General features: G+C 52.6%; 17 protein-coding genes and 2 pseudogenes. 10 read left to right on the top strand and 9 right to left on the bottom strand.

What is annotated here, in order from left to right; genetic code table 11:
- The first annotated feature begins 108 nt into the window (after positions 1-108).
- Both I2D83_RS00355 and I2D83_RS00350 read left to right on the top strand, forming a co-directional pair.
- Positions 109-1,131 carry a zinc-binding alcohol dehydrogenase family protein gene (locus I2D83_RS00355; RefSeq protein WP_181847335.1) on the top strand — a complete coding sequence of 341 codons (1,023 nt, stop codon included), beginning with the start codon at positions 109-111 and terminating at the stop codon, positions 1,129-1,131.
- A gap of 13 nt (positions 1,132-1,144) precedes the next feature.
- Positions 1,145-2,590, top strand: a complete 1,446-nt coding sequence (locus tag I2D83_RS00350; protein WP_181847333.1) for a tagaturonate reductase — start codon at positions 1,145-1,147, stop codon at positions 2,588-2,590.
- Between the two features lie 73 nt (positions 2,591-2,663).
- Here the strand turns inward: I2D83_RS00350 and I2D83_RS00345 are convergent, their stop codons facing one another.
- Positions 2,664-3,575 carry an EamA family transporter gene (locus I2D83_RS00345; RefSeq protein WP_180779079.1) on the bottom strand — a complete coding sequence of 304 codons (912 nt, stop codon included), beginning with the start codon at positions 3,573-3,575 and terminating at the stop codon, positions 2,664-2,666.
- Positions 3,576-3,738: 163 nt separating this feature from the next.
- A complete protein-coding gene (locus I2D83_RS00340; protein WP_205947341.1) occupies positions 3,739-4,947 on the bottom strand; it encodes an aldose 1-epimerase family protein in 1,209 nt (402 codons plus the stop codon).
- A 393-nt stretch (positions 4,948-5,340) separates the two neighbouring features.
- On the opposite strand from I2D83_RS00340, the gene I2D83_RS00335 reads away from it, so the two are divergent.
- The 6 genes from I2D83_RS00335 to I2D83_RS00310 all read left to right on the top strand — a co-directional run bounded on the left by I2D83_RS00335 (position 5,341) and on the right by I2D83_RS00310 (position 14,850).
- Positions 5,341-6,591: a valine--pyruvate transaminase gene (locus I2D83_RS00335; RefSeq protein ID WP_012772798.1), complete on the top strand. Its 1,251-nt coding sequence runs from the start codon at positions 5,341-5,343 to the stop codon at positions 6,589-6,591.
- 561 nt (positions 6,592-7,152) lie between these two features.
- Positions 7,153-7,671: an Hcp family type VI secretion system effector gene (locus I2D83_RS00330; protein WP_012772797.1), complete on the top strand. Its 519-nt coding sequence runs from the start codon at positions 7,153-7,155 to the stop codon at positions 7,669-7,671.
- A 90-nt stretch (positions 7,672-7,761) separates the two neighbouring features.
- Positions 7,762-9,615 (top strand): type VI secretion system Vgr family protein, encoded by a 1,854-nt coding sequence (locus I2D83_RS00325; RefSeq protein ID WP_205947340.1) that lies wholly within the window; start codon positions 7,762-7,764, stop codon positions 9,613-9,615.
- Between the two features lie 8 nt (positions 9,616-9,623).
- Positions 9,624-10,031 carry a DUF1795 domain-containing protein gene (locus I2D83_RS00320; RefSeq protein ID WP_181847325.1) on the top strand — a complete coding sequence of 136 codons (408 nt, stop codon included), beginning with the start codon at positions 9,624-9,626 and terminating at the stop codon, positions 10,029-10,031.
- A gap of 11 nt (positions 10,032-10,042) precedes the next feature.
- Positions 10,043-14,398, top strand: a complete 4,356-nt coding sequence (locus I2D83_RS00315) for an RHS repeat-associated core domain-containing protein (protein WP_241007254.1) — start codon at positions 10,043-10,045, stop codon at positions 14,396-14,398.
- 8 nt (positions 14,399-14,406) lie between these two features.
- On the top strand, positions 14,407-14,850 hold the full coding sequence (locus I2D83_RS00310; protein WP_205947339.1) for a DUF6386 family protein: 444 nt from the start codon (positions 14,407-14,409) through the stop codon (positions 14,848-14,850).
- Positions 14,851-14,900: 50 nt separating this feature from the next.
- Here I2D83_RS00310 and I2D83_RS22285 read toward each other — a convergent pair whose 3' ends face one another.
- The gene (locus I2D83_RS22285) at positions 14,901-15,080 is read right to left on the bottom strand and encodes a SymE family type I addiction module toxin (RefSeq protein WP_205948116.1); all 180 of its coding nucleotides are present in this window, start codon (positions 15,078-15,080) and stop codon (positions 14,901-14,903) included.
- Between I2D83_RS22285 and I2D83_RS22465 the strand changes: the two are divergent.
- Positions 15,011-16,075 (top strand): annotated as a pseudogene (locus I2D83_RS22465) (RHS repeat domain-containing protein); the annotation flags it as partial. The gene I2D83_RS22285 and the pseudogene I2D83_RS22465 sit on opposite strands and share 70 nt — an antisense overlap.
- A 17-nt stretch (positions 16,076-16,092) precedes the next feature.
- Positions 16,093-16,509: a hypothetical protein gene (locus tag I2D83_RS00295; protein WP_205947338.1), complete on the top strand. Its 417-nt coding sequence runs from the start codon at positions 16,093-16,095 to the stop codon at positions 16,507-16,509.
- Between the two features lie 196 nt (positions 16,510-16,705).
- Here the strand turns inward: I2D83_RS00295 and I2D83_RS00290 are convergent.
- The 6 genes and pseudogenes from I2D83_RS00290 to dppA all read right to left on the bottom strand — a co-directional run bounded on the left by I2D83_RS00290 (position 16,706) and on the right by dppA (position 23,765).
- Positions 16,706-17,816: pseudogene (locus tag I2D83_RS00290) on the bottom strand (IS3 family transposase).
- 171 nt (positions 17,817-17,987) lie between these two features.
- Positions 17,988-18,998, bottom strand: a complete 1,011-nt coding sequence (gene dppF / locus I2D83_RS00285) for a dipeptide ABC transporter ATP-binding subunit DppF (protein ID WP_180779413.1) — start codon at positions 18,996-18,998, stop codon at positions 17,988-17,990.
- On the bottom strand, positions 18,995-19,975 hold the full coding sequence (gene dppD, locus I2D83_RS00280) for a dipeptide ABC transporter ATP-binding protein (protein WP_181830475.1): 981 nt from the start codon (positions 19,973-19,975) through the stop codon (positions 18,995-18,997). Before dppD ends, dppF begins: the two co-directional genes overlap by 4 nt.
- A 13-nt stretch (positions 19,976-19,988) precedes the next feature.
- Positions 19,989-20,891 (bottom strand): dipeptide ABC transporter permease DppC, encoded by a 903-nt coding sequence (gene dppC / locus I2D83_RS00275; protein WP_205947337.1) that lies wholly within the window; start codon positions 20,889-20,891, stop codon positions 19,989-19,991.
- A gap of 13 nt (positions 20,892-20,904) precedes the next feature.
- Positions 20,905-21,924 (bottom strand): dipeptide ABC transporter permease DppB, encoded by a 1,020-nt coding sequence (dppB, locus tag I2D83_RS00270; RefSeq protein ID WP_012772789.1) that lies wholly within the window; start codon positions 21,922-21,924, stop codon positions 20,905-20,907.
- Positions 21,925-22,157: 233 nt separating this feature from the next.
- Positions 22,158-23,765, bottom strand: a complete 1,608-nt coding sequence (dppA, locus tag I2D83_RS00265; RefSeq protein ID WP_180779414.1) for a dipeptide ABC transporter periplasmic-binding protein DppA — start codon at positions 23,763-23,765, stop codon at positions 22,158-22,160.
- Positions 23,766-24,279: the final 514 nt, after the last annotated feature.

The raw sequence follows: 24,279 nt of genomic DNA, 5'->3' as shown, positions 1-24,279 counted from the left end.
GATTTAAAACATTTTTATGAGTCCGCATTCACAATTTATAGCTCCTGTCTCTCATCAATATTTTTTTTCATCAATATCTGAAAAAACAAAAAACAGGAGAGAATAATCATGTCAACAATGAATATATTGATTTGCCAGGAACCAAAAAAACTTGTCTGGAAAAAACGTGAAATACCTATTCCGGGTGAAGATGAAACATTAATTAAAATTAATTCTGTGGGTATTTGTGGCACAGATATTCATGCCTGGGGAGGGAATCAACCCTTTTTTAGCTACCCACGCGTATTAGGCCACGAAATATGTGGAGAGGTTGTCGATACGGGCAAAAATGTACATCAATTTAAAAAAGGCCAGCAGGTTGCCGTCATTCCCTATGTCGCCTGTCAGCAATGTCCTGCCTGCAAGAGCGGCCGTACCAACTGCTGCGAGAAAATTTCAGTGATTGGTGTACATCAGGATGGCGGATTTAGCGAATATCTGGCGGTGCCCGCCACAAACGTGTTGCTTGCAGAAGGGATCGACCCACAGGCGGCGGCGTTAATCGAGCCCTACGCCATTAGTGCGCACGCCGTTCGTCGGGCAAAGGTGCTACAGGGTGAACAGGTGCTGGTCGTCGGTGCCGGACCGATTGGCCTTGGCGCAGCAGCCATCGCCAAAGCAGACGGCGCTCACGTGGTTGTCGCAGATACCAGTGCAGCCCGCCGCGAGCACGTTATTGCCCACCTAAATCTTTCGGTCGTCGATCCCTCTGCCGAGGATTTTGAGGCCCAGCTACGTGCCGAATTTGGCGGTTCACTGGCAGAAAAAGTCATCGATGCCACGGGAAATCAGCATGCGATGAACAACACCATTAACCTGATCCGCCACGGTGGCAGCATCGTGTTTGTCGGTCTGTTTAAAGGTGATTTACAGTTCTCCGATCCTGACTTCCATAAGAAAGAAACCACGATGATGGGCAGTCGTAACGCCACACCGGAAGATTTCGCCAAAGTGGGTCGTTTGATGTCTGAAGGTAAACTCACCGCAGAAATGATGCTGACGCACCGTTATTCCTTTTCCACACTGGCTGACATCTATGAAAAGGATGTCATTAACAACCGTGAGCTGATCAAAGGCGTCATCACATTCTGATGAGGGAATAATCATGAAGACATTGAATCGGAAAAACTTTCCCGGCGCATGCTATCCAACAAAAGTGATTCAGTTTGGTGAAGGCAACTTCCTGCGCGCCTTTGTAGACTGGCAGTTGGATGTGCTGAATGAGAAGACCGATCTTCAGGCGGGCGTGACGATTGTGCGCCCTATTAATACCGATTTTCCGCCGTCGCTCAATACGCAAGATGGGCTTTACACCACGGTCATTAGAGGGCTTAACAAACAGGGTGAGGCCGTCAGCGATGCGCGCCTGATCCGTTCGGTGAATAACGAGATTAACCCGTATCAGCATTTTGCCGATTATCTGGCATTGGCTCATAACGCCGCCATTCGTTTTGTTTTTTCAAACACCACGGAAGCGGGCATCAGCTATCACGCAGGCGACAGCGTCAACGATACGCCGCCGGTCAGTTTTCCTGCCAAGCTGACACGCCTGTTGCTGGAACGCTTTACGCATTTTAACGGTGAGAGCGATAAAGGCTGGGTCATTATTCCCTGCGAACTGATCGACTATAACGGAGAGGCGCTCAAAGCTCTGGTTCTGCGCTATGCTCAGGAATGGCAACTCTCACCCGCGTTTCTCGACTGGATTGAGACAGCCAACACCTTCTGTTCCACGCTCGTGGACAGAATCGTAACGGGATACCCACGTGAAGAGTCGTCAGCGCAGGAAGAGGAGCTGGGCTACCACGATGCCTTTCTGGATACCGCCGAACATTTTTATCTCTTTGTCATTCAAGGTCCCGGTTGGCTGGCAGATGAGCTGAAACTTGCGGAATGCCCGCTTAATATCCGCATTGTTGACGACATCAGGCCGTATAAAGAACGTAAAGTGGCGATTTTGAATGGTGCACACACCGCTCTGGTTCCGGTTGCCTGGCTCTGCGGGTTGGATACAGTAGGTGAAGCGATGCAGGACGCCGATGTACGTCGCTTTGTAGAAAATACGCTACATCAAGAGATCATCCCTGTGCTCGATTTACCGGCGAATGAGCTGCGTGAATTTGCCGATGCCGTCACCGGACGTTTTCAGAACCCCTATATTCGCCATCAGTTGCTCTCCATCGCACTCAATGGCATGACTAAATTCCGCACACGTATTCTGCCGCAGTTGCTGGCAGGCCACCGTGACGCGCGCTTTCCGGCACGATTGACGTTTGCGCTGGCCGCACTGATTGCCTTCTACCGCGGAGAACGAGCGGGCGAAACTTATCCTTTACAGGATGATGAGCAGTGGCTCACCCGTTACCGCCAGCTGTGGCCACGCGTGGGGACCGATCTAACCGTGCATGAGTTAGTCAACGAAGTACTCGCAGACACCGCACACTGGGGAGAGGATCTCACCCAGCGCTCAGGTTTAGTGGAGCAGGTGGCAGCCGATCTGGGCAATATTCTGACGCAAGGGATGCGTCAGGCGTTGAAAGCACAAGGATAATAACGATAGGCAGCGCCCCCAGGCGCTGTTTTCCCTTTCAGATAATACATACCCAAATCGTTCAACTGCACCGCTATGACTGCCGCACAGGTAGCCATGAACGTAACCGCGCGCCAAACACATTCACCAACAGGCCGGCCATAATCAACACCGCCCCCATGATTTGCAGCAGCGAGAGCGATTCACCAAGAAAAACGGCGGCGCTGACCAGCCCAACCACCGGCACCAACAGCGATAAGGGCGCCACACGCCAGGTCTCATAGCGCGCCAGCAGGCTTCCCCAAATCCCGTAACCGATGATGGTGGCCGCAAACGCCAGATACGCTAACGACAAGATCGTCGGCAGTTGGATCGTCGTTAAACTGTGGACAATCGCGTCCCTGCCTTCGAACAGCCAGGAACTGATGAAAAACGGCACGACAGGCACCAATGCACCCCACACCACCAGCGACATGATGCGTACATCGCTGTTTTTGCTCATGATCACTTTATTGACGATGTTACCGACCGCCCATGACAGCGCCGCCGCCAACGTCAGCAGCAGCGTGGTAGTGGTCATACCGGAGGACATTTGCAGCGCTGTGCGCCCTTCTGCCAGCACCACCATCCCTATCGCGGCGACCAGAATCCCAACAACGTGATTCCAACGCAGCTTTTCCGACAGCAAAACCGCGCCAACCAGCAGCGTAAAAAAAGCCTGAGCCTGTAGCACCAGCGAGGCAATCCCCGCGGGCATACCGAGCTTGATAGCGAGAAACAGAAAGCCAAACTGACCGAAGCTGATTGTCATGCCATAGGCAATCAGCCATTTCAGGGGAATACGCGGGAACGGAACAAAGAAAATAGCCGGTAGCGCCACCAGCGAGAAACGCAGCCCTGCCAGTAAAAAGGGCGGCATATCATTCAGGCCGACCTTGATCACCACAAAATTCACACCCCATAACACCACGACACAAAGCGCGAGTAGCGCATCTTTCACCGACATTCTCATCCCCTGATCAAATACGTAACAAATACCTTCCTCAAGGTACGCGTAAAATGAAAAAACGGATAAGAAAAGATAATTATGACGTTACGTGACAATGACTAAGCGGAACCATGACATGGGACAGCCGACCACCTGAATCGGTGGCCGGTCTAGAGAGCGTTTACTCGATGGCGATCGGTTTTTCTGTCAGCGTGGTTTTGTTATCACCCTGAATGGCTTTTACTTTCTGTTCCGTTTTCTGTACCGCTTCTGCGCTACTCAGCAAGCTGTATGTCAGTTCAAACGTCGTGCTCTGACCAGGCTGAAGCTTTTTGACCCGCCCTTGCTCACGTTCAATCGTAACCGGGTAGGCGTAATTAGTACCGGGTTCGATCCCTGTGACGTAGCCCTGTTTTTCCGTATCCGTGTTTTTCCACAGCGTCAGCAGCGGCAGTTGATGGGTATCAAAAGCAATCGACACGCCCTTATCTCCCGCCTTGTTCACCAGCGCCGCCAGAGTTTTGCCCTGCCCATCCGTATACGGCGTAATGTTAAACACCATCTCATCAAAATCTTTTGTCGGCCCTTTGTAGGTTTGCCAGGTTGCCAGACCCGCTTTAGCGTGGTCATTAAACGGAGAAATCTCTTTCACCGGCGCGATGAAACGCGCACCGTCCTCCAGAATCGGCGTGCCGAAATTACTGTGGTAGATAATCTGATAGTCGCGCGCGTAGTCGGCTTTGTTGGTCAACACATCATGCACGGTAAACGACTCGCTGCCGGGAACGTAGCGCAGCTCGGTCCAGGTTTCCAGATTCGACTTCTTGAAGCTGTTTTCTTTCAGCAGGCCCCGCACCGTAATGGTATGCGGTGCGCTATCGCTGACTTCCACCACCACTTTTGAAGCCGGTGTGTTGCCTGCGCGGCCATGCAGGGTGTAGATCATGCCCTCGCTGACGACCGGGTGCCCCGTCCATTCGAAGCCGCAGCGCACCATCATCTCATTGAAACCTTCCAGCCAGCCCAGTCCGTTACGGCTTTCCAGATTGATGGTGTTCGGGTTTACGACCTCATCAACCGGTGAATCCCACCCCAAACGGATGTTTTTCCCCGTCACATGCAGTAAGTTCATCCCTCGCGTCGGGCTGAGAGCAATTTTCAGACCGTCCTGACTGGTAATCGTAATCACTTTGCTGCCTTCCTGACGTCCGCCGTGCAGGACTTTTTGCTCAATGCTGAAATGCTGATTTTTGATCTTCAGAGCATCACTACCAATTTGCCAGTTTCCCTTTTCTACACTGCTTTCAACATCTGTCAGCACAAACGTCTGCGCCGATAGTTGCCATGATGTCAGCGCCAGTGTAATGCCTATAGCCAGTAATTTTTTCATGTTAACCATCCCTCTTTGCTGAATTGTTTTAGCTAATGCGAGCTAAAGACTACAAATCAGCTGATGGTCAGAATGTGATAGCTATCACCAGATGGAAAAGCTCAGCATTGCCGCGTTATTTATCTGATTAGCATCACTAAATCATCATGAATAGAATCTATAGTTGCAGAATTATTGAGATATTGATCGGCAAAAGCTGACATCGTTTCAGCAACATAAATCATGTCGTATAAAACCTATTTCCCTGCCGAAGGTAAACTCAGACATTCATGCTAAATTTCAATTATATGACGAGATAAAAAATCATCAGATTGTTTTTTGACCACATTGCACCCTATTGGCGCAAGCGCTATGGTTGCCGCTAACCTGTGTACGACCACTGATAAATAAACTATGAACTTTTCTCTTTTCGGCAAGAAATTCACGCGCCACGCTGGCATCACCCAATTAATGGACGACCTGAACGAAGGGCTGCGGACGCCAGGCGCAATCATGCTGGGAGGCGGTAATCCGGCACACATTCCAGAGATGGATAGCTACTTCCAGCAGCTGTGTCAGGATATGCTGGAACAAGGGAAATTAACGGAAGCGCTATGCAACTACGACGGCCCACAAGGTAAGGATACGCTGCTTAAAGCGTTGGCCGAACTGCTGAGTAATGAATTAGGCTGGCAGATTGGACCACAGAATATTGCGCTGACAAATGGCAGCCAGAGTGCGTTTTTCTACTTATTTAACCTGTTCGCAGGTCGCCACAGCGATGGCAGCCTGAAAAAGGTGCTGTTCCCGTTGGCACCGGAATACATTGGCTATTCGGATTCCGGGCTGGACGACAACATGTTCGTCTCCGTTCGCCCACAGATCGAACTGTTGCCTGAAGGACAATTCAAATATCACGTTGATTTCGATAACCTGTCGATTACTGATGATATCGGGCTGGTCTGCGTATCTCGTCCAACGAATCCGACCGGTAACGTGCTGACCGACGACGAGCTGATGCGTCTGGATATTCTGGCGCAGCAGCACAAGGTTCCCTTGCTGATTGATAACGCCTATGGCGTACCTTTCCCCGGCATTATATTCACCGACGCGACGCCGCTGTGGAACCCGAATATCATCCTGTGCATGAGCCTGTCCAAGCTGGGTCTGCCCGGTTCACGCTGCGGTATCGTGATTGCGGATGAAAAGGTGATTTCCGCGATCGGTAACATGAACGGCATCATTAGTCTGTCTCCGGGTGCAGTTGGTCCGGCGCTGGCGCATGAGATGATTCAACGTGGCGATCTGCTGCGCTTATCTAACGACGTCATACGCCCGTTCTACCAGCAGCGCGTGATGGAAACGATCGCGATTATTCGTCGTTACCTGTCGCCTGAGCAGTGCCTGATTCATAAACCGGAAGGCGCAATCTTCCTGTGGCTGTGGTTTAAGGATCTGCCTATCACGACGGAAATCCTGTACCAGCGCCTGAAAAAACGCGGCGTCCTCATGGTGCCGGGACACTATTTCTTCCCCGGTCTGGATCAAGGCTGGCCGCACGCTCATCAATGTATGCGCATGAACTATGTGCCGGAACCGGAGAAAATCGAACAGGGTATTGCGATTCTGGCGGAAGAAGTTGAAAAGGCGATGCAGGAAGGCTAATTCGCCGCCACAATAGACTCGTCATTAAACGAAATACGGTGGGGTACAGGCACATTTGCCCCACTGTTTTTATTTTGTCACCGACTATCTTTCAGCACGTCGTGATAGCAGTGCCAAATCTGCGACCGACATTCCCTCGATTTATTCACCTGATTTCGCCATCTCATTGCCATCACCCATATTACAGTCACCCACAACATAAGTCGGCTAACGATTCATTATTGGGATTATTTTTCCCTTTTAATCGGTAATAACATTGGTTTATGCCCTGATTAATCGCTGATTCATTCAAAAAAGACGGCCATCTCTCAACACTAACTAAAATTTTCAGAATAAATGCGCATTCTGCGCAACTTATTGCTCACTTTCTGGTGAAAATCACTTTTTACGCAATGTCTGCAAACGATTCGCAAAGTCTGCGCAATTTTTTGCTCAAATTTCGCTTAGGTAAAATTTGAATTAAGTAATTTTCATTAAAAAACAAACACATAAATTCTGGCACACGGATTGCTATGTGAACGGCGAAGTTACTCATTCCGTTCAATAACAAGGAGCAAGACTATGCCAACTCCATGCTATATCAGCATCGAAGGTAAAACGCAGGGCAACATCACCGCTGGTGCTTTCACGTCTGATTCTGTCGGCAACATCTATGTGGAAGGCCACGAAGACGAAATGCTGGTACAGGAATTCAAACACATCGTCACCGTACCAACCGACCCGCAGTCTGGTCAGCCATCCGGCCAGCGCGTACACAAGCCGTTCAAATTCACCGTTGCGCTGAACAAAGCGGTTCCGCTGATGTACAACGCCCTGGCGTCCGGTGAAATGCTGCCGACCGTCACCCTGAAGTGGTACCGCACGTCAGTTGAAGGCAAGCAGGAGCACTTCTTCTCTACCGTGCTGACCGATTCCACCATCGTTGACATCAACTGCCAGATGCCACACTGCCAGGATCCATCAAAACTGGATTACACCCAACTGATTGAAGTGTCACTGGCCTACCGCAAAATTGACTGGGAACACACCGTTGCCGGTACCTCCGGTTCTGATGACTGGCGTGCGCCGATCGAAGCGTAATTTCTCTCTAACCCGGGCTTGCCCGGGTTTTCTGCATTGAGCCATGGTCCACGCCATGCCTGAGTGTGGATGACAGCATCAGGAGGACGGATGGCAAACAGTACAGGATTACAGTTCACCGTTAAGGTCGGCGCATTGCCTGCATCGACCTTTGCCGTGGTGGATTTTCAGCTCAGCGAGGCGCTCAACCAGCCGTTTGCCCTGTCGCTGAATCTGGCCAGCCCCTTACCGGGGATCGATTTTGGTGCGGTTCTCGACCAGCCCTGCGAACTCCTGGTGTGGTACGAAGGTGAACTCCAAAGACGAGTAAGCGGCATTGTCAGCGCGTTTGCGCAGGGCGATACCGGCTTTCGCCGCACGCGCTATCAGGCAGAAGTCCGTCCGGCCCTGTGGCGTTTGGGGCTACGTACCAATGCTCGTATATTTCAGGCGCAGAAGCCTGAGGCAATTATCGGCGCCCTGCTGGAAGAAGCGGGCATCACCGACTACGCCTTTGCGCTGCGCAACGAGCACGCAGTGCGGGAATATTGCGTGCAGTACCGCGAAAGCGATTTGGCCTTTATTGCACGACTGGCTGCCGAAGAAGGCCTGTTCTTCTTCCATGAGTTTGAGGAAGGCAAACACCGCGTCGTCTTTGCCGACGATGCAGGTGCATTGGCAAAAGGCCCTGAGCTGTTTTTCAACCTGGCGACACAGGGGCTGAGTGAAGGCGCATATGTGCGTCGTTTCCGCTATGCCGAGGCGGTGAGCACAGCAGAAGTCGCACTCAAAGACTACAGCTTCAAAACCCCAGCCTATGGCCTGTTGCACCAGAAAATCAGCGGAGAACTGGAACACCAGCGCGAAAGTTACCAACACTTCGACTACCCCGGTCGTTTTAAACAAGATCCGAGCGGTAAAGCCTTTACCGGCTATCGGCTGGATGCACTGCGAGTAGGGGCGATGACCGGCTCGGGCGAATCGAATGCCGCGGAACTGATGCCGGGCAGCAGTTTTACCTTAACCGAACACCCCAATCTGGCACTCAATATCGGCTGGCAGTTGGTCGCCATCACCCACAGCGGACAACAGCCGCAGGCGCTGGAAGAGGAAAGCGGCGGCGAACCGACCACCTACAGCAACAGCTTTGAAGTTGTGAAAGCCAGCACGACCTGGCGCGCCGACCTGCCATACAAACCAATGGTAGACGGCCCGCAGATCGCCACCGTCGTCGGCCCGGCGGGTGAAGAAATTTACTGCGACCAGTACGGCCGGGTGAAACTGCAATTCCCGTGGGACCGCTATGGCGCAAACGATGACCAGAGCTCCTGCTGGGTACGCGTCAGCCAGGGTTGGGCAGGCGGTCAGTATGGTTTGATCGCTATTCCGCGCATCGGCCATGAGGTCATCGTCAGCTTCCTCGAAGGCGACCCGGATCAGCCCATCGTGACGGGCAGAACCTTCCACGCCACCAATCCCTCACCCTACCCGCTGCCCGCCAACAAGACACGCACGACACTGCGCACCACGACCCACAAAGGCGCCGGGTTCAACGAACTGCGCTTTGAGGATCAGGCCGGTCAGGAAGAAGTGTTTATCCATGCCCAGAAGGACATGAACACCGTGGTGCTGAATAACCGCAGTACATCGGTGAATGTGGATCACAACGAAAACATTGGCCGCGATCAGACTGTCGTCGTGCAGCAAAACCAGACGGTTTCTGTTATTGCCGATCAGGTTACCGAGATCCAGGGGGAGCAGACGGTGGTGGTGAAGAAAAACCGAAGCACCGTCGTGGAAGACAATGAAACGCTGAGGGTGACGAACAACATCTTTATCCACGCCGAAGATGGCAGCATTCAGATTGGTACGGGTGCGGGCTATATATCAATCAAGCACAGCGGGGATATTGAGATCGTCGGGAATAACCTGACGCTGAACGGCACCCGTATCGATTTGAATTAAGGATGAATATGTATCAGATGAATGAAGGGACACTGGCTATCCCTGCCGATTGGCGCGATGAATCACTCCACGTTTTTGTTCTTCCGGGAGATGCCATCAATCTGGTTGTCAACCGCACCCCGATTGATTTCGGTCTGACGGCAGAAACGGTTTATCAGCAGACACTGGCTCAATTTGCGGCACACCTGAAAGGGTATGAAGAGCGTGGCGTTTGGACATTGACGTTGGATGGGAAACCCGCACACGGTCTGGAATATACCTGGCGGTCACCGGAAGGCCCAATGCATCAGGTTGTCGTGATGCAGGTACGCGGTGAGTTATTACTGACGTTTACCGTAACCGTAGCAGGCGAGCTCAGTGCGGAGCAGAAAACAGCAATGCTGGCGGTGGTCGAGACCTTTAAAGCCGCCACCTGAAAGGAGTCATCATGCTGAGTGATATTCTGAACCGCGTTGCCCGCGTCGGTGCTATGCACGCAGGCAAAGGCCCGACGCCGCCTGCCGAACGTCCTCAACCGGGCCAGGGAAAAGCGCCGACATCACCGGGCAAAACCATCAAGCACAAAAGCTTTCTCGGCGCGCTGGCCGGCGCTATCGCTGGGGCGGTCGTTGCTGCGGTGGTTTTTGCCGCCGCAGCGGCTGTCGCAGGAGCGATTGCCGTCGCCGTTGTCGGGACGGGCGGCATGGGGGCGGCGCTGGTTGTCGGGGCAGTTAAACTGGCGGTGGGGTTTGGTGCAGTCAGCCTACTGGGAGGGCTAATTAGCAGCGTCTCCAGCAAAGTTTCCGCCATGGTAGACAGCGGATCCCCGCCGTTTGGGCCGGTTTCTTCAGGCTCAGGAACGGTGTTTGCGGAGAAGCAGAAGATTTCCCGCGCCGAGGTTGACACGGTCGCCTGTACCAAACACAACTCGCCTCAATTGATTGCACAAGGCAGTGAGACCGTTTACGTCAATGGCTCTCCGGCTGCGCGTATCGACGATAAAACCGTCTGTGGTGCCACTATCAAGGAAGGAGCATCAACCGTCTTTTTTGGTTCCGGACAGCAAACCTGCCTGAAGATTAGTGACGAATTCAGTTGGTGGGAAAAAGCGCTACTGATCGCGGTGGAGTTTCTGGTGCCGCCAAGCCGGGGCATGTTCAAAGGGCTAGGCAAGCTGTTTACCCGTGGCCCCACTGCCGTGCTCAAAGGCATTCGGATGGGGGCGCTAAGAACAGCGGTAGGGCTACGAAAAGCGGTTCGCTGTGCCAGCAAAGGCTTTAAAAATAACAAAGGGTTAGCGCGCATTAAGGAAGCCACTCGAGGCTTTCTGAAAGATCCGGTCTACATTCCCAGCGGGGATGTCATCGAAATGCGTCAGGATATTGAACTAGGGCAAACACTCCCCCTACTTTTTGAGCGCACGTATCGATCCTCTTCCACCCATACCGGGTTGCTGGGGCGCGGCTGGTATGACACTTGGAGCGAAACAGCGCAAGTCAGCCGTGATGGTCTCAATACCCACGTTGTCATCACGCTGGCGCAGGGATATGACATCGATTTTACGTTCCATCAGGATGTGCAGTCGGTATTTTGTCCGCTCTATCCGGCTTTTACCCTGTATCGGCGGGCAAAGGGCTTTAGCCTGTGGGATCGCGACAGTCTCACCTGGCGTGAATTCGATGTGCCTCAGGGCGATCGGCTACTTCTGTCTTCGATACATGACCCGCATGACAACCGCATTACCCTGATCCGCGATCCAAAAGGCTATCTGCGCAAGATCCGCCACAGCGACGATATCGAGCTACTGTTGGTGTGGCGAGGGGAATATCTGCACCAGATACAGCGTATTGATACTGGGCAGAAAACCCTGCTGGCTGAATACCGACAGGACGAACTGGGTCGCCTAATCGAAGCCGATGCCGCCCATGCCTATCACCTGTTCTACGACTACGACAGCGAAAACCGACTCACGCGCTGGCATGACAACGACCAGACCTGGGCGCGTTACGAATATGACTATCAAGGCCGCTGCGTCTATACCACCTGTGCCGACGGCTACCTGACGGCGCATTTTGAGTATCTCGACGATCGCGTGGTGATGACCGACGGACTAGGTCAGCGCAGCGAATTTGGTTTTAACGCGCTGTCGCTAATGAGTTGGGAGAAATCCCCGTTAGGGCACATCACCCGCTACGACTACGACGACCACGGCAACTTGCTACGTGAGATTTCCCCAGCTGGCCGGGTGGTTGAGTTCACGTATCTGGACGATAGCGGTCTGGTCAGCGCCTTCACTGACGGCAGCGGCCATACCTGGGCCTATGACTACGACGAGGCGCAGCGGTTATGTGGCATCACCGATCCGCTGGGGCGCATCTGGCAATGGGCGTTCGATGAGACAGGCAACCCGGAGAAACTCACGGGACCAGATACCCGCGAAGTCCGATTTACCTGGAACCGCCATGGCCTGCTGACGCAGGTAAGCGATCAGGCCGGCGAGGTTCAGGCGCGACTGCGTTACGATCATCGCCAACGATTGCTGAGCGCCAGCGATGCGCTGGGGCGCACCCAGCAGTTGCGCTATGACCAGCAGGACAGAGTGGTGCAGTGGCAGCGGCCGGACGGCGCACAATACAGGCTAGGCTATCGTCGTGCGAGCTGGAAGCTACCGGAGCAACTCGTCCGTCCTGATGAGAAAGAAGAAAAACGTCAGTACGACAAGCATAACAACCTGCTGAGCTATGTGGACGGCAACGGCGCACTATGGCGACAAAGCTACGGTCCTTTTGACCTGCTCACCTCACGCACGGATGCACAGGAGCGTACCTGGCGTTACGAGTATGACAAAGAGAGCCAGCAGCTGGTCGCCGTTATCGCCCCAGATGGCAGCCGCTGGCAATGGTGGCTGGATGCCGATGCGCGGGTTATCCGTGAGCGGGATATGGCAGGGACCGACACCCACTATACCTACGACGAAGACGGCCACTGCATCGCCATCCGTAATGGCGAAGGCGAAACTCGCCACTTTCTGTATGACGGACGTGGGCTGCTCATTAAAGAAACTGCGCCGGACGATACCCAGTATTACCGCTATGACGCCGCAGGCAGGCTGACCGAGGTCACCTCTGCCACCAGTCACGTCCAGTTGGAATATGACCTCCGTGACCGGGTGGTGCGGGAGTGGCTGAACGGCACCCTGCTCACCCGCCAGTTTGACGATACCGCACGCACCGTGACGCGGACGCTGGTCTGGGAAAACGAGAGCGACAACGCGCTGGTCAGCACCTTCAGCTACAGCGCGGCAGGTGAACTGCAACAGGTGCAGTTGCCGGACGGTGCGGAGCTCACCCTTGCCCATGATGCCGCCGGACGGGAATCGTCCCGTTCAGGCGGGGCGTTCGTCCAACACCGCGAATATGACGTGATGGGCTGGCTGGCGCGCGAGATGAGCGGTCAGCAGCAGGACGGTCGACTCCATGCCACACAGACAAAGGAATACCTGTACGACGGTGCGGGCAATCTGGCTGGCGTTCGCCACAATCGTGAAACCCGTGGCTACCGTCTGGATGCCACCGGGCGGGTGCTGTCCGTCCTGAGCGGTGGCGCAGGGCACACGGTCGATACTGACGAAGCCTATCGCTATACACGCAACGGTCTGCCGCAGGAGACTTCCCGACTCACCGAATGGCAGGCGGGTAGGCTGACTCAGCACGACGATACCCATTACCAGTACGACAAAGCCGGGCGACTCATCCGTAAACAGGTGGTTCAGCCGGGCTACCGCCCACAGGTCTGGCACTATCGCTGGGACAGCCGTAACCAGCTCCGGGTTGTCGACACCCCGACGGGCGAACGCTGGTTCTACCGCTATGACCCGTTCGGACGGCGCACCGGCAAACGCTGTGAGCAGACACAGGACGATATCCGCTACCTGTGGGACGGCGACCAAATCGCCGAGGTACGGCATTATCGCAACGGTAAACAGATTGCCCGTCGCCACTGGGTACACAACGGCTGGGAGCTGCTGGTTCAGCAACGGCAGAATACTGACGGACACTGGGAAACCGATTTTGTCACCAGCAGCCAGAATGGTGAACCACAGGCCCTGTACAAACCCGACGGCACCCTGCGCTGGCAGGCACCGAAAAGCACCCTCTGGGGCCAGCGACCAGGCTCCACGGAAGACTCTGCGGACCCGGGACTTGCCTTTGCCGGACAGTACCGTGACAGCGAAAGCGGGCTATGTTATAACCGTTTTCGGTACTACGACCCGAACGGTGGTTGCTACGTCTCGCCTGACCCGATAGGGATAGCGGGGGGAGATAACAACTATGGATATGTGCCGAATCCCAATACGTGGGTTGATCCACTGGGGTTGGCTGGTTGTGAAAATATACTACGTGCAAGTAAGCCTAAAATCTTAAGCAAAGGTAATTTATCCTCAACCGAAAGAAATTACTTAGAACGCCAGTTCATGAAAAAACAAAATGCACTCAATAGAGCGGCCAAGAGAGGGGAATTAGTTTGGTCTCCGGGCACACATGATGTAAGAATATCCTCTGTCCAGAGTTCATATAGAAAGGCTGTTTCTGAGCGTTACGAACGAATGTTTGGTAAAGCACCGGATCTATCAAAATTAAATGCTGACCACCCTGTTGATCTAATCGTGGGAGGTTCCGCAACACAGCGATTGCAAATGCTGAATGAAACCATCAACAAAAGTGTTGGTAGTGCTCTTAAAAATGCAGGAAGAAAAGCAGGACTTCAACCTGGTGATAAAATAAGTGCGATAATATTTAATTGAGGCATGAAATGAATATCAACTTCAATATTTTCACGGATACTGCAACGATAGTTATATTTGATTTACAATCACTTAAGCATCGCATTACGGATACGGCTGATTGGTGGAGTATCGAGGAGGATGAAATAGATGAAATCAATAATGGTAACGCTGTTTTTTTAAATTTAGGCAGCGATGGCGAATATTTAATAAATATTGTTGAATATTTAAATGATTATGACGGTGTTGCGTACATTAATGCTCCATCAGGAAATATATTCATTGGGGCAGGTGAAGATACTACAGGTGGCGATCTAGAGCCTGATGATATAAATAGTGTATCTGGATCTTTTATCAAGTTGCTACCAGAAAATTATGCAGTGAAATTTAAGAGAGTTGATAACAATATATACATATCGTTTGCTCTATCAAAAGAAAGTAAAAATAATATAAAAAAATCTTTTAGGTTATAATAAACCGGAAGCGATCGTAAAGATCCTTCCGGCTTTTTATTATCCGCCGCCTACAGATTAATCTCGGTCTCAATCACCAGTCTCCCACACTCAACAGTAATGGCGATAGGCATCTCGGTCATAAACCCCGACGCTTCAAGCCAGCGGCCCTTGAGGTTGATGGCGGACGGCGGGTTGGCACTACCGCTGGGACAGCCGTAACCAGCTCCGAGTCGTCGATACTCCGACAGGCGAACGCTGGTTCTACCGCTATGACCCGTTCGGGCGACGGACCGGCAAACGCTGTGAACAGACACAGGACGATATCCGCTACCTGTGGGACGGCGACCAAATCGCCGAGGTACGGCATTATCGCAACGGTGAACAGATTGCCCGTCGCCACTGGGTACACAACGGCTGGGAGCTGCTGGTTCAGCAACGGCAGAATACTGACGGACGCTGGGAAACCGATTTTGTCACCAGCAGCCAGAACGGTGAACCACAGGCCCTGTACAAACCCGACGGCACCCTGCGCTGGCAGGCACCGAAAAGCACCCTCTGGGGCCAGCGACCAGGCTCCACGGAAGACTCTGCCGACCCGGGACTTGCCTTTGCCGGACAGTACCGTGACAGCGAAAGCGGGCTATGTTATAACCGTTTTCGGTACTACGACCCGAATGGTGGATGCTACGTCTCGCCTGACCCGATAGGGGTGCTGGGGGGAGATAATAACTACGCTTACGTGCCGAATCCCAATGAATTAATCGACCCATTAGGATTAGCTGGATGCAGTAAGTACCTAAAAGAATGGGGAAGAGGAAAAGCAGGATTTGAAAAATTCTGGAATAACTCGACACAGAAGCAATTCAGGGACGCTTGGAGTAATCCAAAGTTTAAAGAAAATATCATGGATCGACTTCGTAAAGCAGGTGGTTCAAAAGGCGGTGGGTTCCATGAATGGCTACCTGTCTCTCAAGCTGACAAATTTAAACAAATGGGTGTTTCGTTTAACGACTATATGAAGTGGAGAACACCGACTGGCCAGGTCAAGTTCTTGGACGATTTTGGTGTTATGGGGACGCATACTCTACCACATAGCGGTGGTGTTACGACTCAATCCTCATTAGCTCATAGTGAACTTATTAAAATCTCTGCTAAAGCAAAAGATATTAATAGCTATTTGGATGCCGTTAGAAAATGGTCTAGTAAACGACTTCCATTTGGGCCATTTGATCTTCCATTTTAATAATAGGTGTTGAAATAATGAGTAAGGAAAAATACGCAATCTGGTACTCTATTTCGAATGATTATGAAGCTATCATGGATAATTTTATTATCCATGATAATGAATGTAAATTTGAAAGAGACTTTCATTTAAAAAGAAGATTCATCGATTACGATCATGCGATTATTATATGGTATGGAAAAGAACAAGGAGAATTAGGTGACCTTTCTAGAAAAAAAAACACCATACTAGAAGAAGAATTTGATTTTATAACGTCTGAAGTATCTCTTCTTTTGGAGAAAAAAAATGTTGATAAGATAAGTTACCTCTTTGCATTACCAGAATTCGAATATAAAGGAAAAGTAAAATCTAATGGTGTACTTTCCTTCGGTGGGCATGTTACTTGTGAACGTTCGAATAGTAGCTGGCTTGATGAAATATTAAATGACATGTAAAGTCATTAATAGTAGGAAGTTCTATGGAAGAACTTCCCATTTTTTCATTGCACGAAATATTAATAAACTCCAACCTCTCCTCTATAACTATGAAACATAGCATTAGTCTATGAACTGAGTAGATAACGAATTTTATTCATACTTTAAAATCAGTATAAATAGCCGAAGCCGTAATGTAACTGTAAGCGCACCCGTTTTAGTTCCACGCACTTTTTGAGATTTCCGGGGTTTCAGCCATCAGCCGGTATTCTTCCGGCGTCAGGTGATTCAGGGATTCATGAGGGCGCTCGCTGTTATATTCAGCCAGCCAGCGCTCTGTAATTTCCCGTGCTTCATTCAGCGTTCTGAACAGATAAAAATCCAGTATTTCTGTCCTGTACGTCCGGTTGAACCGTTCGATAAAGGCATTCTGCGTGGGCTTGCCAGGCCTGATAAATTCCAGCATCACACCATGCTCTTCTGTCCATTGTGCCAGCGTCAGTGAGATTAGCTCCGGACCGTTATCCATCCGCATTTTCAGTGGATATCCCCGGTTTTCCACGATCCTGTCCAGCACTCTCACGACCCGCTGCGCCGGGATATTCAGGTCAATTTCGATCGCCAGCGCTTCCCGGTTAAAATCATCCACCACGTTGAAGGTCCGGAAGCATCTGCCGCACACCAGCGCATCGTGCATAAAATCGATGGACCAGCTCTGGTTCATCGCCTCTGGCGTCGCCAGCGGAGCCGGGTTACGCACCGGCAAGCGCTGTTTTCCCTTACGGCGAAAATTCAGTTTCAGCAGGCAGTAAATCCGGTGCACACGCTTATGGTTCCAGATATTGCCCTGCCTGCGCAGCACCTGAAAAAGCTTTTTAAATCCGTATCGTGGATAGCGTTCAGCCGCCACGGTCAGCGCCATAATGACCGGCTCACCACGTCGCGTATCCGGCTGATAACGAAATACCGTCCTGCTCAGCGACAGTGTCCTGCATGCCTGACGTGAGCTCATGGCAAACTGCGCGGTCAGATGGCTGACCAGATCACGCTTTATCGCTGGTTTTAAAGCTTTTTTCAATAACGTCTTTCAGGGCGCGGCACTCGAGACTCAGGTCCGCAAACATCTGTTTCAGCCGGCGGTTTTCATTCTCAAGGCCCTTCATCTTTTTGATATCAGAGGATTCCATGCCGCCGAACTTTGCTTTTCAGTTGTAGTACGAGACCTCAGAGATCCCGGACTCGCGGCAGACGTCTTTAACGGTGCGTCCGGCTTCGAAGGACTTCAGAACAGCGATGATCTGGTGTTCGGTGAATCGTGCTTTGCGCATAGCGATCTCCTCCAGGGACATATTCAGTATGCCGGAAGATCTCTAAATGTGAATGGTCCGATTAAGCGGGATACTTACAGTCCCAATCACCAGTCTTTCGCGCTCAACGGGTTGGGCAAAACACCAAAGCTCCCACGCCCCGTTAAAGCGGCGTGGGGAATCAAAGGCAAACTAGGCGACGGCGATGCCTTGTTCGTCCTGATCGACAGCGAAGCAGGCAACCTGCTGTTCGCCGTAGGTTTTCAACTGCGGCTGGAACTGTGTGCAGGTGCTGAAGCAGCGCTGACAGCGGGCGTTGAACGCGCAGCCTGGCGGTGGATTCAGCGGGCTGGGCAACTCACCAGTCAGCTTGATGCGCTCGCGGCGTAAATCCGGGTTCAGACGCGGCGTCGCGGACAGTAACGCCTGTGTATAAGGGTGACGCGGGTTGTTGAAAATGGCCTCTTTACTGCCCTTCTCGACACAGCGACCCAGATACATCACCATCACTTCATCAGCGATATGCTCGACGACTGACAGATCGTGCGAGATGAAGACGTAAGACAGCCCCAAGTCCTGCTGCAAATCCATCATCAGGTTCAGCACCTGTGCGCGCACCGATACGTCCAACGCCGAAACCGGTTCATCGGCAATCACCACATCCGGATCCAACATCAGCCCACGAGCGATAGCGATACGCTGACGCTGGCCGCCAGAGAACATATGCGGATAGCGGTCATAATGTTCCGTTTTCAGCCCGACTTTCGCCATCATTGCCAGCGCTTTTTCACGACGCTCGGCTTTTGACAATTCAGTGTTGATCAGCAGCGGTTCTTCGAGGATCTGTCCGACTTTCTTACGTGGGTTCAGCGATCCGTAAGGATTCTGGAACACGATCTGGATCTTCTGACGGCGCAGCTTCTGCGCTTCAGGATCGGGTTTCAGCAGATCCTGCCCCTGATAGTACAGCTCGCCGTCAGACGGGGTTTCGATCATCGTCAGCAGACGGCCCAGCGTGGATTTCCCACAGCCAGACTCTCCCACCACCGCCAGCGTTTTACCGCGCTCCAGCGTAAAGGAAACGCCGTCCAGCGCTTTCACCATCCGCTCCGGTGCGAAAAAGCCTTTCTTCACCGGGTAGTGTTTTTTCAAATCAATCGCATGCAGTAAATACGGCTGCGATGTAGCGTTCAGTTCACTCATAGGGTCGGTCTCCCCGCATCATCCAGCGGTGTATGACATTTCACCTGACGACCAGGAATATCGCGCAGTGCAGGTTCTTCCTGACGGCAACGGTCCTCCGCATAGGGGCAGCGTGGGTTTAACAGACAGCCGTTCGGGCGATCGTATTTGCCCGGCACCACGCCCGGCAGCGATGCCAGTCGGGATTTGTCCGCCGCGAACTCCGGCAGCGCACGCAGTAATGCCTGGGTATACGGATGACGCGGCGCGCTGAAAATATCCGCCGCTTTGCCCGATTCCACCACCTGACCGGCATACATCACGATGATGTGGTGTGCCGCTTCAGCCACCAGCGCCAAATCGTGCGTAATCAGGATCAGCGCCATGTTCTCGCGCTGTTGCAGTTCGAGCAGCAGTTCAATGATCTGCGCCTGAATGGTCACGTCCAGCGCCGTCGTTGGCTCATCGGCAATCAGCAGCTTCGGTCGACAGGCAATCGCCATTGCAATCATCACGCGTTGGCTCATCCCGCCGGAAAGCTGATGCGGGTACACATCGAGACGCGAAGCCGGATCGGGAATCCCGACCAGCGTCAGCAGGTCAATCGCCCGCTGACGACGGGTTTTGCGGTTACCACCCTGATGCACCTTGATGGCTTCCATAATCTGGTAGCCCACGGTGTAGCACGGGTTCAGGCTGGTCATCGGGTCCTGGAAGATCATCGCGACCTCAGAGCCCACCAGATTACGCCGTTCTTTCTCGGAAATTTTCTTTAAATCGCGCTGGTTAAATTCCAGCTTGTCGGCCATCACTTTGCCGGGATAGTCAATCAGCCCCATTATCGCCAGCGAGCTGACAGATTTACCGGAGCCGGATTCCCCGACGATACCGACCACCTGCCCTTCTTCCACCTGATAACTGATGCGATCGACCGCCCGAAACGGCAGATCCTCGTCACCAAAGTGAACCGACAGTTTATCTACATTGAGCAACGCCATCTCTCTACCTCTGTTACTGCTTGAGTTTGGGGTCGAGAGCATCACGCAAGCCGTCCCCCATCAGGTTAAACGCCAATACCGTCAGTAAGATTGCCAGACCGGGGAACGTCACCACCCACCAGGCGCTTTGCGCAAACTGCAAAACATCCGACAGCATGGTGCCCCATTCTGGCGTTGGCGGCTGTGCGCCCATACCGAGGAAACCCAAAGCAGCCATATCAAGAATGGCGTTAGAAAAACCGAGAGACGCCTGCACAATCAGCGGCGCCAGACAGTTAGGAAGAATGTTGACGAACATCTGGCGCGCCGAACCGGCTCCTGCCACGCGTGAAGCCGTGACGTAATCGCGGTTAACTTCCACCAGCACCGCCGCACGGGTCAAACGGACATAGTGCGGTAATGCTACGAAGGTCAGCGCCAGCGAAGCGTTCACAATCGAAGGCCCGAAGACGGCCACCAGCACCAGCGCCAGCAGCAGGCTTGGCAGCGCCAGCATGATATCGACGATACGCATGATAAGCGCATCAACCACACCGCCGAAATACCCGGCCAGCAAACCGAAGATCACCCCCAGCACCAGCGACAGCACCACCACCAGACAGCCGACCAGCAGCGACAGGCGTGCACCATACATCAGACGGGACAGGACATCGCGCCCAACATCGTCCGTTCCCAGAATAAACTGCCAGCTTCCGCCCTCTTGCCATACCGGCGGACGCAGCAGCGCATCGCGGAACTGCTCAGCAGGCGCATGTGGTGCCAGTACGTTGGCGCCAATGGCGATCACCAGCATCAGCACGACATACACCATGCCAACGACCGCCCCCTTGTTACGTTTAAAATAGTGCCAGAATTCCTGTAGCGGGGTCATCGGCTTCGGTGCGCTATTTACAACAGGTTCAGTGACTTGTGTCATCTTAGCCTTCCCCTTATTTCTTGTGACGGATGCGTGGGTTAACCACACCGTAGAGCACATCCACCAGCAGGTTAACCAGAATGATCATGGTTGCTACCAGCAACACGCCGCCCTGAACTACCGGATAGTCACGACGCTGCAACGCATCGATCAACCACCGTCCCAGTCCCGGCCAGGAGAAAATGGTTTCCGTCAGGATTGCCCCAGCCAGCATGGTGCCGACCTGCAGGCCAATTACCGTCACGACCGGCAACATCGCATTACGTAACGCGTGCACCACAATCACGCGCAGGCGGCTCAGCCCTTTGGCGCGGGCGGTACGAATGTAATCCTCGCCTAGCACTTCCAGCATCGCGGAGCGCGTCATACGCACAATCACCGCCAGTGGAATGGTACCCAGCACGATGGCAGGCAGAATCATGTGTTCAACCGCGTCGATAAAGTCGCCTTTCTCACCCCAGAACAGGGTATCGATCAGCATAAAGCCAGTCAGCGGCATGCTGTCATCGAGGAAAATCGTGTCGCTAATGCGCCCCGAAACGGGCGTCAGGTTGAGCTGGACGGAAACCAGCATGATCAGCATCATGCCCCACCAGAAGATAGGCATGGAGTAACCCGTCAGCGCCAGGCCAACAGACGTATGATCGAAGATAGAACCGCGTTTAACCGCAGCCAGCACACCAACCGGGATCCCAACCGCGATAGCAAACAACATCGCGCAGATACCCAGTTCCAGCGTCGCCTTAAAGCGTGGCACAAATTCTTCCCACACGGGGATGCGGCTCTTGAGGGAAATCCCCAGATCGCCCTGCAGCACACCACCAATATAGTGGATGTATTGCTGCCAAAGCGGCTTGTCCAGCCCCATTTCAGCCAGCAATTGCGCATGGCGCTCGGCGGAAATACCGCGTTCCCCCGCCATGATCATCACCGGGTCGCCCGGAATCATGTGCACGAATGCGAAGGTCAACAGGGTGATACCAATAAACGTTGGGATCACAAGCCCCAAACGCCGGAGTATGAACTGCAACATATCCCGAACTCTCTATTCATGCCCGTTGGCTCATTGGCCATCAGGCTTATCATTGCTCACAGATAAAAAATCGCCAGATGCGATTTTAACGTCGTGTGCGACGGCCCGCTGTGTGGCGGACAGGGAAGCCCGCCATAAGACTTTAACGGGCAAGAAACCCCGCCTCCACGGCTCCTCTGAAGAGGAACCGCAAGGTCGGGGTTTTTAGTGTCCGTGAAAATCGAGCGGCTGACTTAATCCAACGTCACGTTGTTGAAGCTATGCACACCACGCGGCTGAACCACATAGCCTTTCACGTTTTTACGTACAGGTTCGTACACGGTAGAGTGCGCGACAATCAGCGCCGGAGCCTGATCGTGCATCACAACCTGTGCCTGCTTGTACAGTTCAATACGTTTTTCGTGATCGGAAACGGCGCGCGCCGGTTGGATCAGATCTTCAAACGGCTTGTAGCACCACTTGGAGTAGTTGGAACCATTTTTAGCCGCATCGCAGCTGAACAGGGTCGCGAAGAAGTTATCTGGATCCCCATTGTCGCCTGTCCAGCCCATCAGCACGGTCTGGTGCTCGCCGTCTTTCGCACGCTTCAGATACTCGCCCCACTCGTAGGTGACGATCTTGGCTTTCACGCCAACTTTCGCCCAGTCGGACTGAATCATTTCCGCCATACGACGCGCGTTCGGGTTATACGGACGCTGTACCGGCATTGCCCACAGGTCGATAGAGAAACCGTCAGCCATACCCGCTTCTTTCAGCAGCGCTTTCGCTTTCTCAGGATCGTAGCTGTAGTCTTTAACGTCGTTGTTGTAGCCCCACATGGTCGGCGGGATCAGGTTAGTTGCGGCCTGGCCGGCTCCCTGATAGACCGCTTCGATAATGGCAGTCTTGTTAACCGCATAGTTCAGCGCCTGGCGAATCTTGACGTTATCCAGCGGTTTTTTCTCAACGTTGTAAGCCAGATAGCCAACGTTCAGGCCAGGCTGTTCCATCAACGTGATGTTCTTATCTTCTTTCATTTTCGCGAGATCGGCCGGATTTGGATACGGCATGATCTGGCATTCATCTTTTTGCAGCTTGGCGTAACGCACGGAAGCATCTGGCGTGATGGAGAAGACCAGACGGTCAACGCCCGGCTTGCTGCCCCAATAGCCTTCAAAAGCTTTGTACAGAATGCGGGAATCTTTCTGGTACTGCTGTAGCTGGAACGGGCCCGTACCGATTGGGTTCAGGTCAATTTTCTCCGGTGTACCGGCTTTCAGCATCTGATCCGCGTATTCTGCTGACAGGATGGAAGCGAAGTCCATCGCCAGGTTTGCCAGGAACGGCGCTTCAGGACGGTTCAGCACAAAGCGGACCGTGTAGTCGTCAACTTTTTCGATTTTGCTGACCAGCTCTGGCATGCCCATACCCTGATAGTATTCGTAGCTGCCGCCAGACACTTTGTGGTACGGATGGTTGGCATCCTGCTGACGCATGAAGGAGAAAATCACGTCATCGGCATTGAATTCACGGGAAGGTTTGAAATCCTTGCTGTCCTGCCATTTCACGCCTTTGCGCAGATGGAAGGTATAGGTTTTGCCGTCTTCGCTAATATCCCATTTTTCAGCCAGCCCAGGACCGGTGTCCGTGGTGCCGTCTTTAAATTCCACCAGACGGTTATAAATAGGAATAGAGCTGGCATCAAACGTCGTACCGGAGGTGAACAGCTGTGGGTTAAAACCTTCCGGGGAGCCCTCTGAGCAGTAGACCAGCGTTTTTGCCTGAACGCCTGCAGCGACGGACATGGCGAGCAAGCCAAGACCGAACTTCAACACCCTTGATTTAACCAGGGACTTTTCCATTACTTATGCTCCATTGTGGATGATGTTGTGTGCTATACCCGCCCGAATCCAAGCTGCATACGCGTTAATACTGTTGTTAAAAACACAGATGTTAACAACGCTGATGTCCTGTCCTGCATCTCGAAATGAATTGGGTATGGTTGGCCAGACCTGTATTTTTATGTGCTGCGGTCTGTACCCTGTCGCCCGAAGGCAAAATCAAAATAATGGGGAGAGGAATGGTGATTACCACAACCGATAGTCGCACACTGTTAGATATAGTCATAATAACTACAACCTATACCTCGAAGCGCCACAACCCGCTCACGGATGCTGGATGAAGACGTAGAATCATTCAGACAAGCCGCTGCTTTCCTCCTTATATCCCTATGACGCCCTCAATTTCTCAACAGATGGCGGTGACGTCAATATAAGCAGTAAGGATTTACAAAATTTCCTTACATTTTCTTAAAAGAGAAAATACAAGCTCATCACCTTACAAAAGGTAGATGTTTTGCCTTTTTATGAAAAAACA

The organism is Pectobacterium aroidearum (assembly GCF_015689195.1).
GTDB classification, from domain to species: Bacteria; Pseudomonadota; Gammaproteobacteria; order Enterobacterales; family Enterobacteriaceae; genus Pectobacterium; species Pectobacterium aroidearum.
The sequence above is the reverse complement of the archived record's forward strand: the minus strand, read 5'-3'. Positions and strand labels throughout refer to the sequence as shown.

What these genes read in the sequence shown, in the direction of transcription:
- I2D83_RS00295 (WP_205947338.1), top strand. Translation starts at nt 16,093, where the DNA reads ATGAGTAAGGAAAAATACGCAATCTGGTACTCTATTTCGAATGATTAT.
- I2D83_RS00345 (WP_180779079.1), bottom strand. Translation starts at nt 3,575, where the DNA reads ATGTCGGTGAAAGATGCGCTACTCGCGCTTTGTGTCGTGGTGTTATGG.
- I2D83_RS00315 (WP_241007254.1), top strand. Translation starts at nt 10,043, where the DNA reads ATGCTGAGTGATATTCTGAACCGCGTTGCCCGCGTCGGTGCTATGCAC.
- I2D83_RS00335 (WP_012772798.1), top strand. Translation starts at nt 5,341, where the DNA reads ATGAACTTTTCTCTTTTCGGCAAGAAATTCACGCGCCACGCTGGCATC.
- I2D83_RS00310 (WP_205947339.1), top strand. Translation starts at nt 14,407, where the DNA reads ATGAATATCAACTTCAATATTTTCACGGATACTGCAACGATAGTTATA.
- dppD (WP_181830475.1), bottom strand. Translation starts at nt 19,975, where the DNA reads ATGGCGTTGCTCAATGTAGATAAACTGTCGGTTCACTTTGGTGACGAG.
- I2D83_RS00325 (WP_205947340.1), top strand. Translation starts at nt 7,762, where the DNA reads ATGGCAAACAGTACAGGATTACAGTTCACCGTTAAGGTCGGCGCATTG.
- dppF (WP_180779413.1), bottom strand. Translation starts at nt 18,998, where the DNA reads ATGAGTGAACTGAACGCTACATCGCAGCCGTATTTACTGCATGCGATT.
- dppB (WP_012772789.1), bottom strand. Translation starts at nt 21,924, where the DNA reads ATGTTGCAGTTCATACTCCGGCGTTTGGGGCTTGTGATCCCAACGTTT.
- I2D83_RS00340 (WP_205947341.1), bottom strand. Translation starts at nt 4,947, where the DNA reads ATGAAAAAATTACTGGCTATAGGCATTACACTGGCGCTGACATCATGG.
- I2D83_RS00330 (WP_012772797.1), top strand. Translation starts at nt 7,153, where the DNA reads ATGCCAACTCCATGCTATATCAGCATCGAAGGTAAAACGCAGGGCAAC.
- dppA (WP_180779414.1), bottom strand. Translation starts at nt 23,765, where the DNA reads ATGGAAAAGTCCCTGGTTAAATCAAGGGTGTTGAAGTTCGGTCTTGGC.
- dppC (WP_205947337.1), bottom strand. Translation starts at nt 20,891, where the DNA reads ATGACACAAGTCACTGAACCTGTTGTAAATAGCGCACCGAAGCCGATG.
- I2D83_RS00350 (WP_181847333.1), top strand. Translation starts at nt 1,145, where the DNA reads ATGAAGACATTGAATCGGAAAAACTTTCCCGGCGCATGCTATCCAACA.
- I2D83_RS00320 (WP_181847325.1), top strand. Translation starts at nt 9,624, where the DNA reads ATGTATCAGATGAATGAAGGGACACTGGCTATCCCTGCCGATTGGCGC.
- I2D83_RS00355 (WP_181847335.1), top strand. Translation starts at nt 109, where the DNA reads ATGTCAACAATGAATATATTGATTTGCCAGGAACCAAAAAAACTTGTC.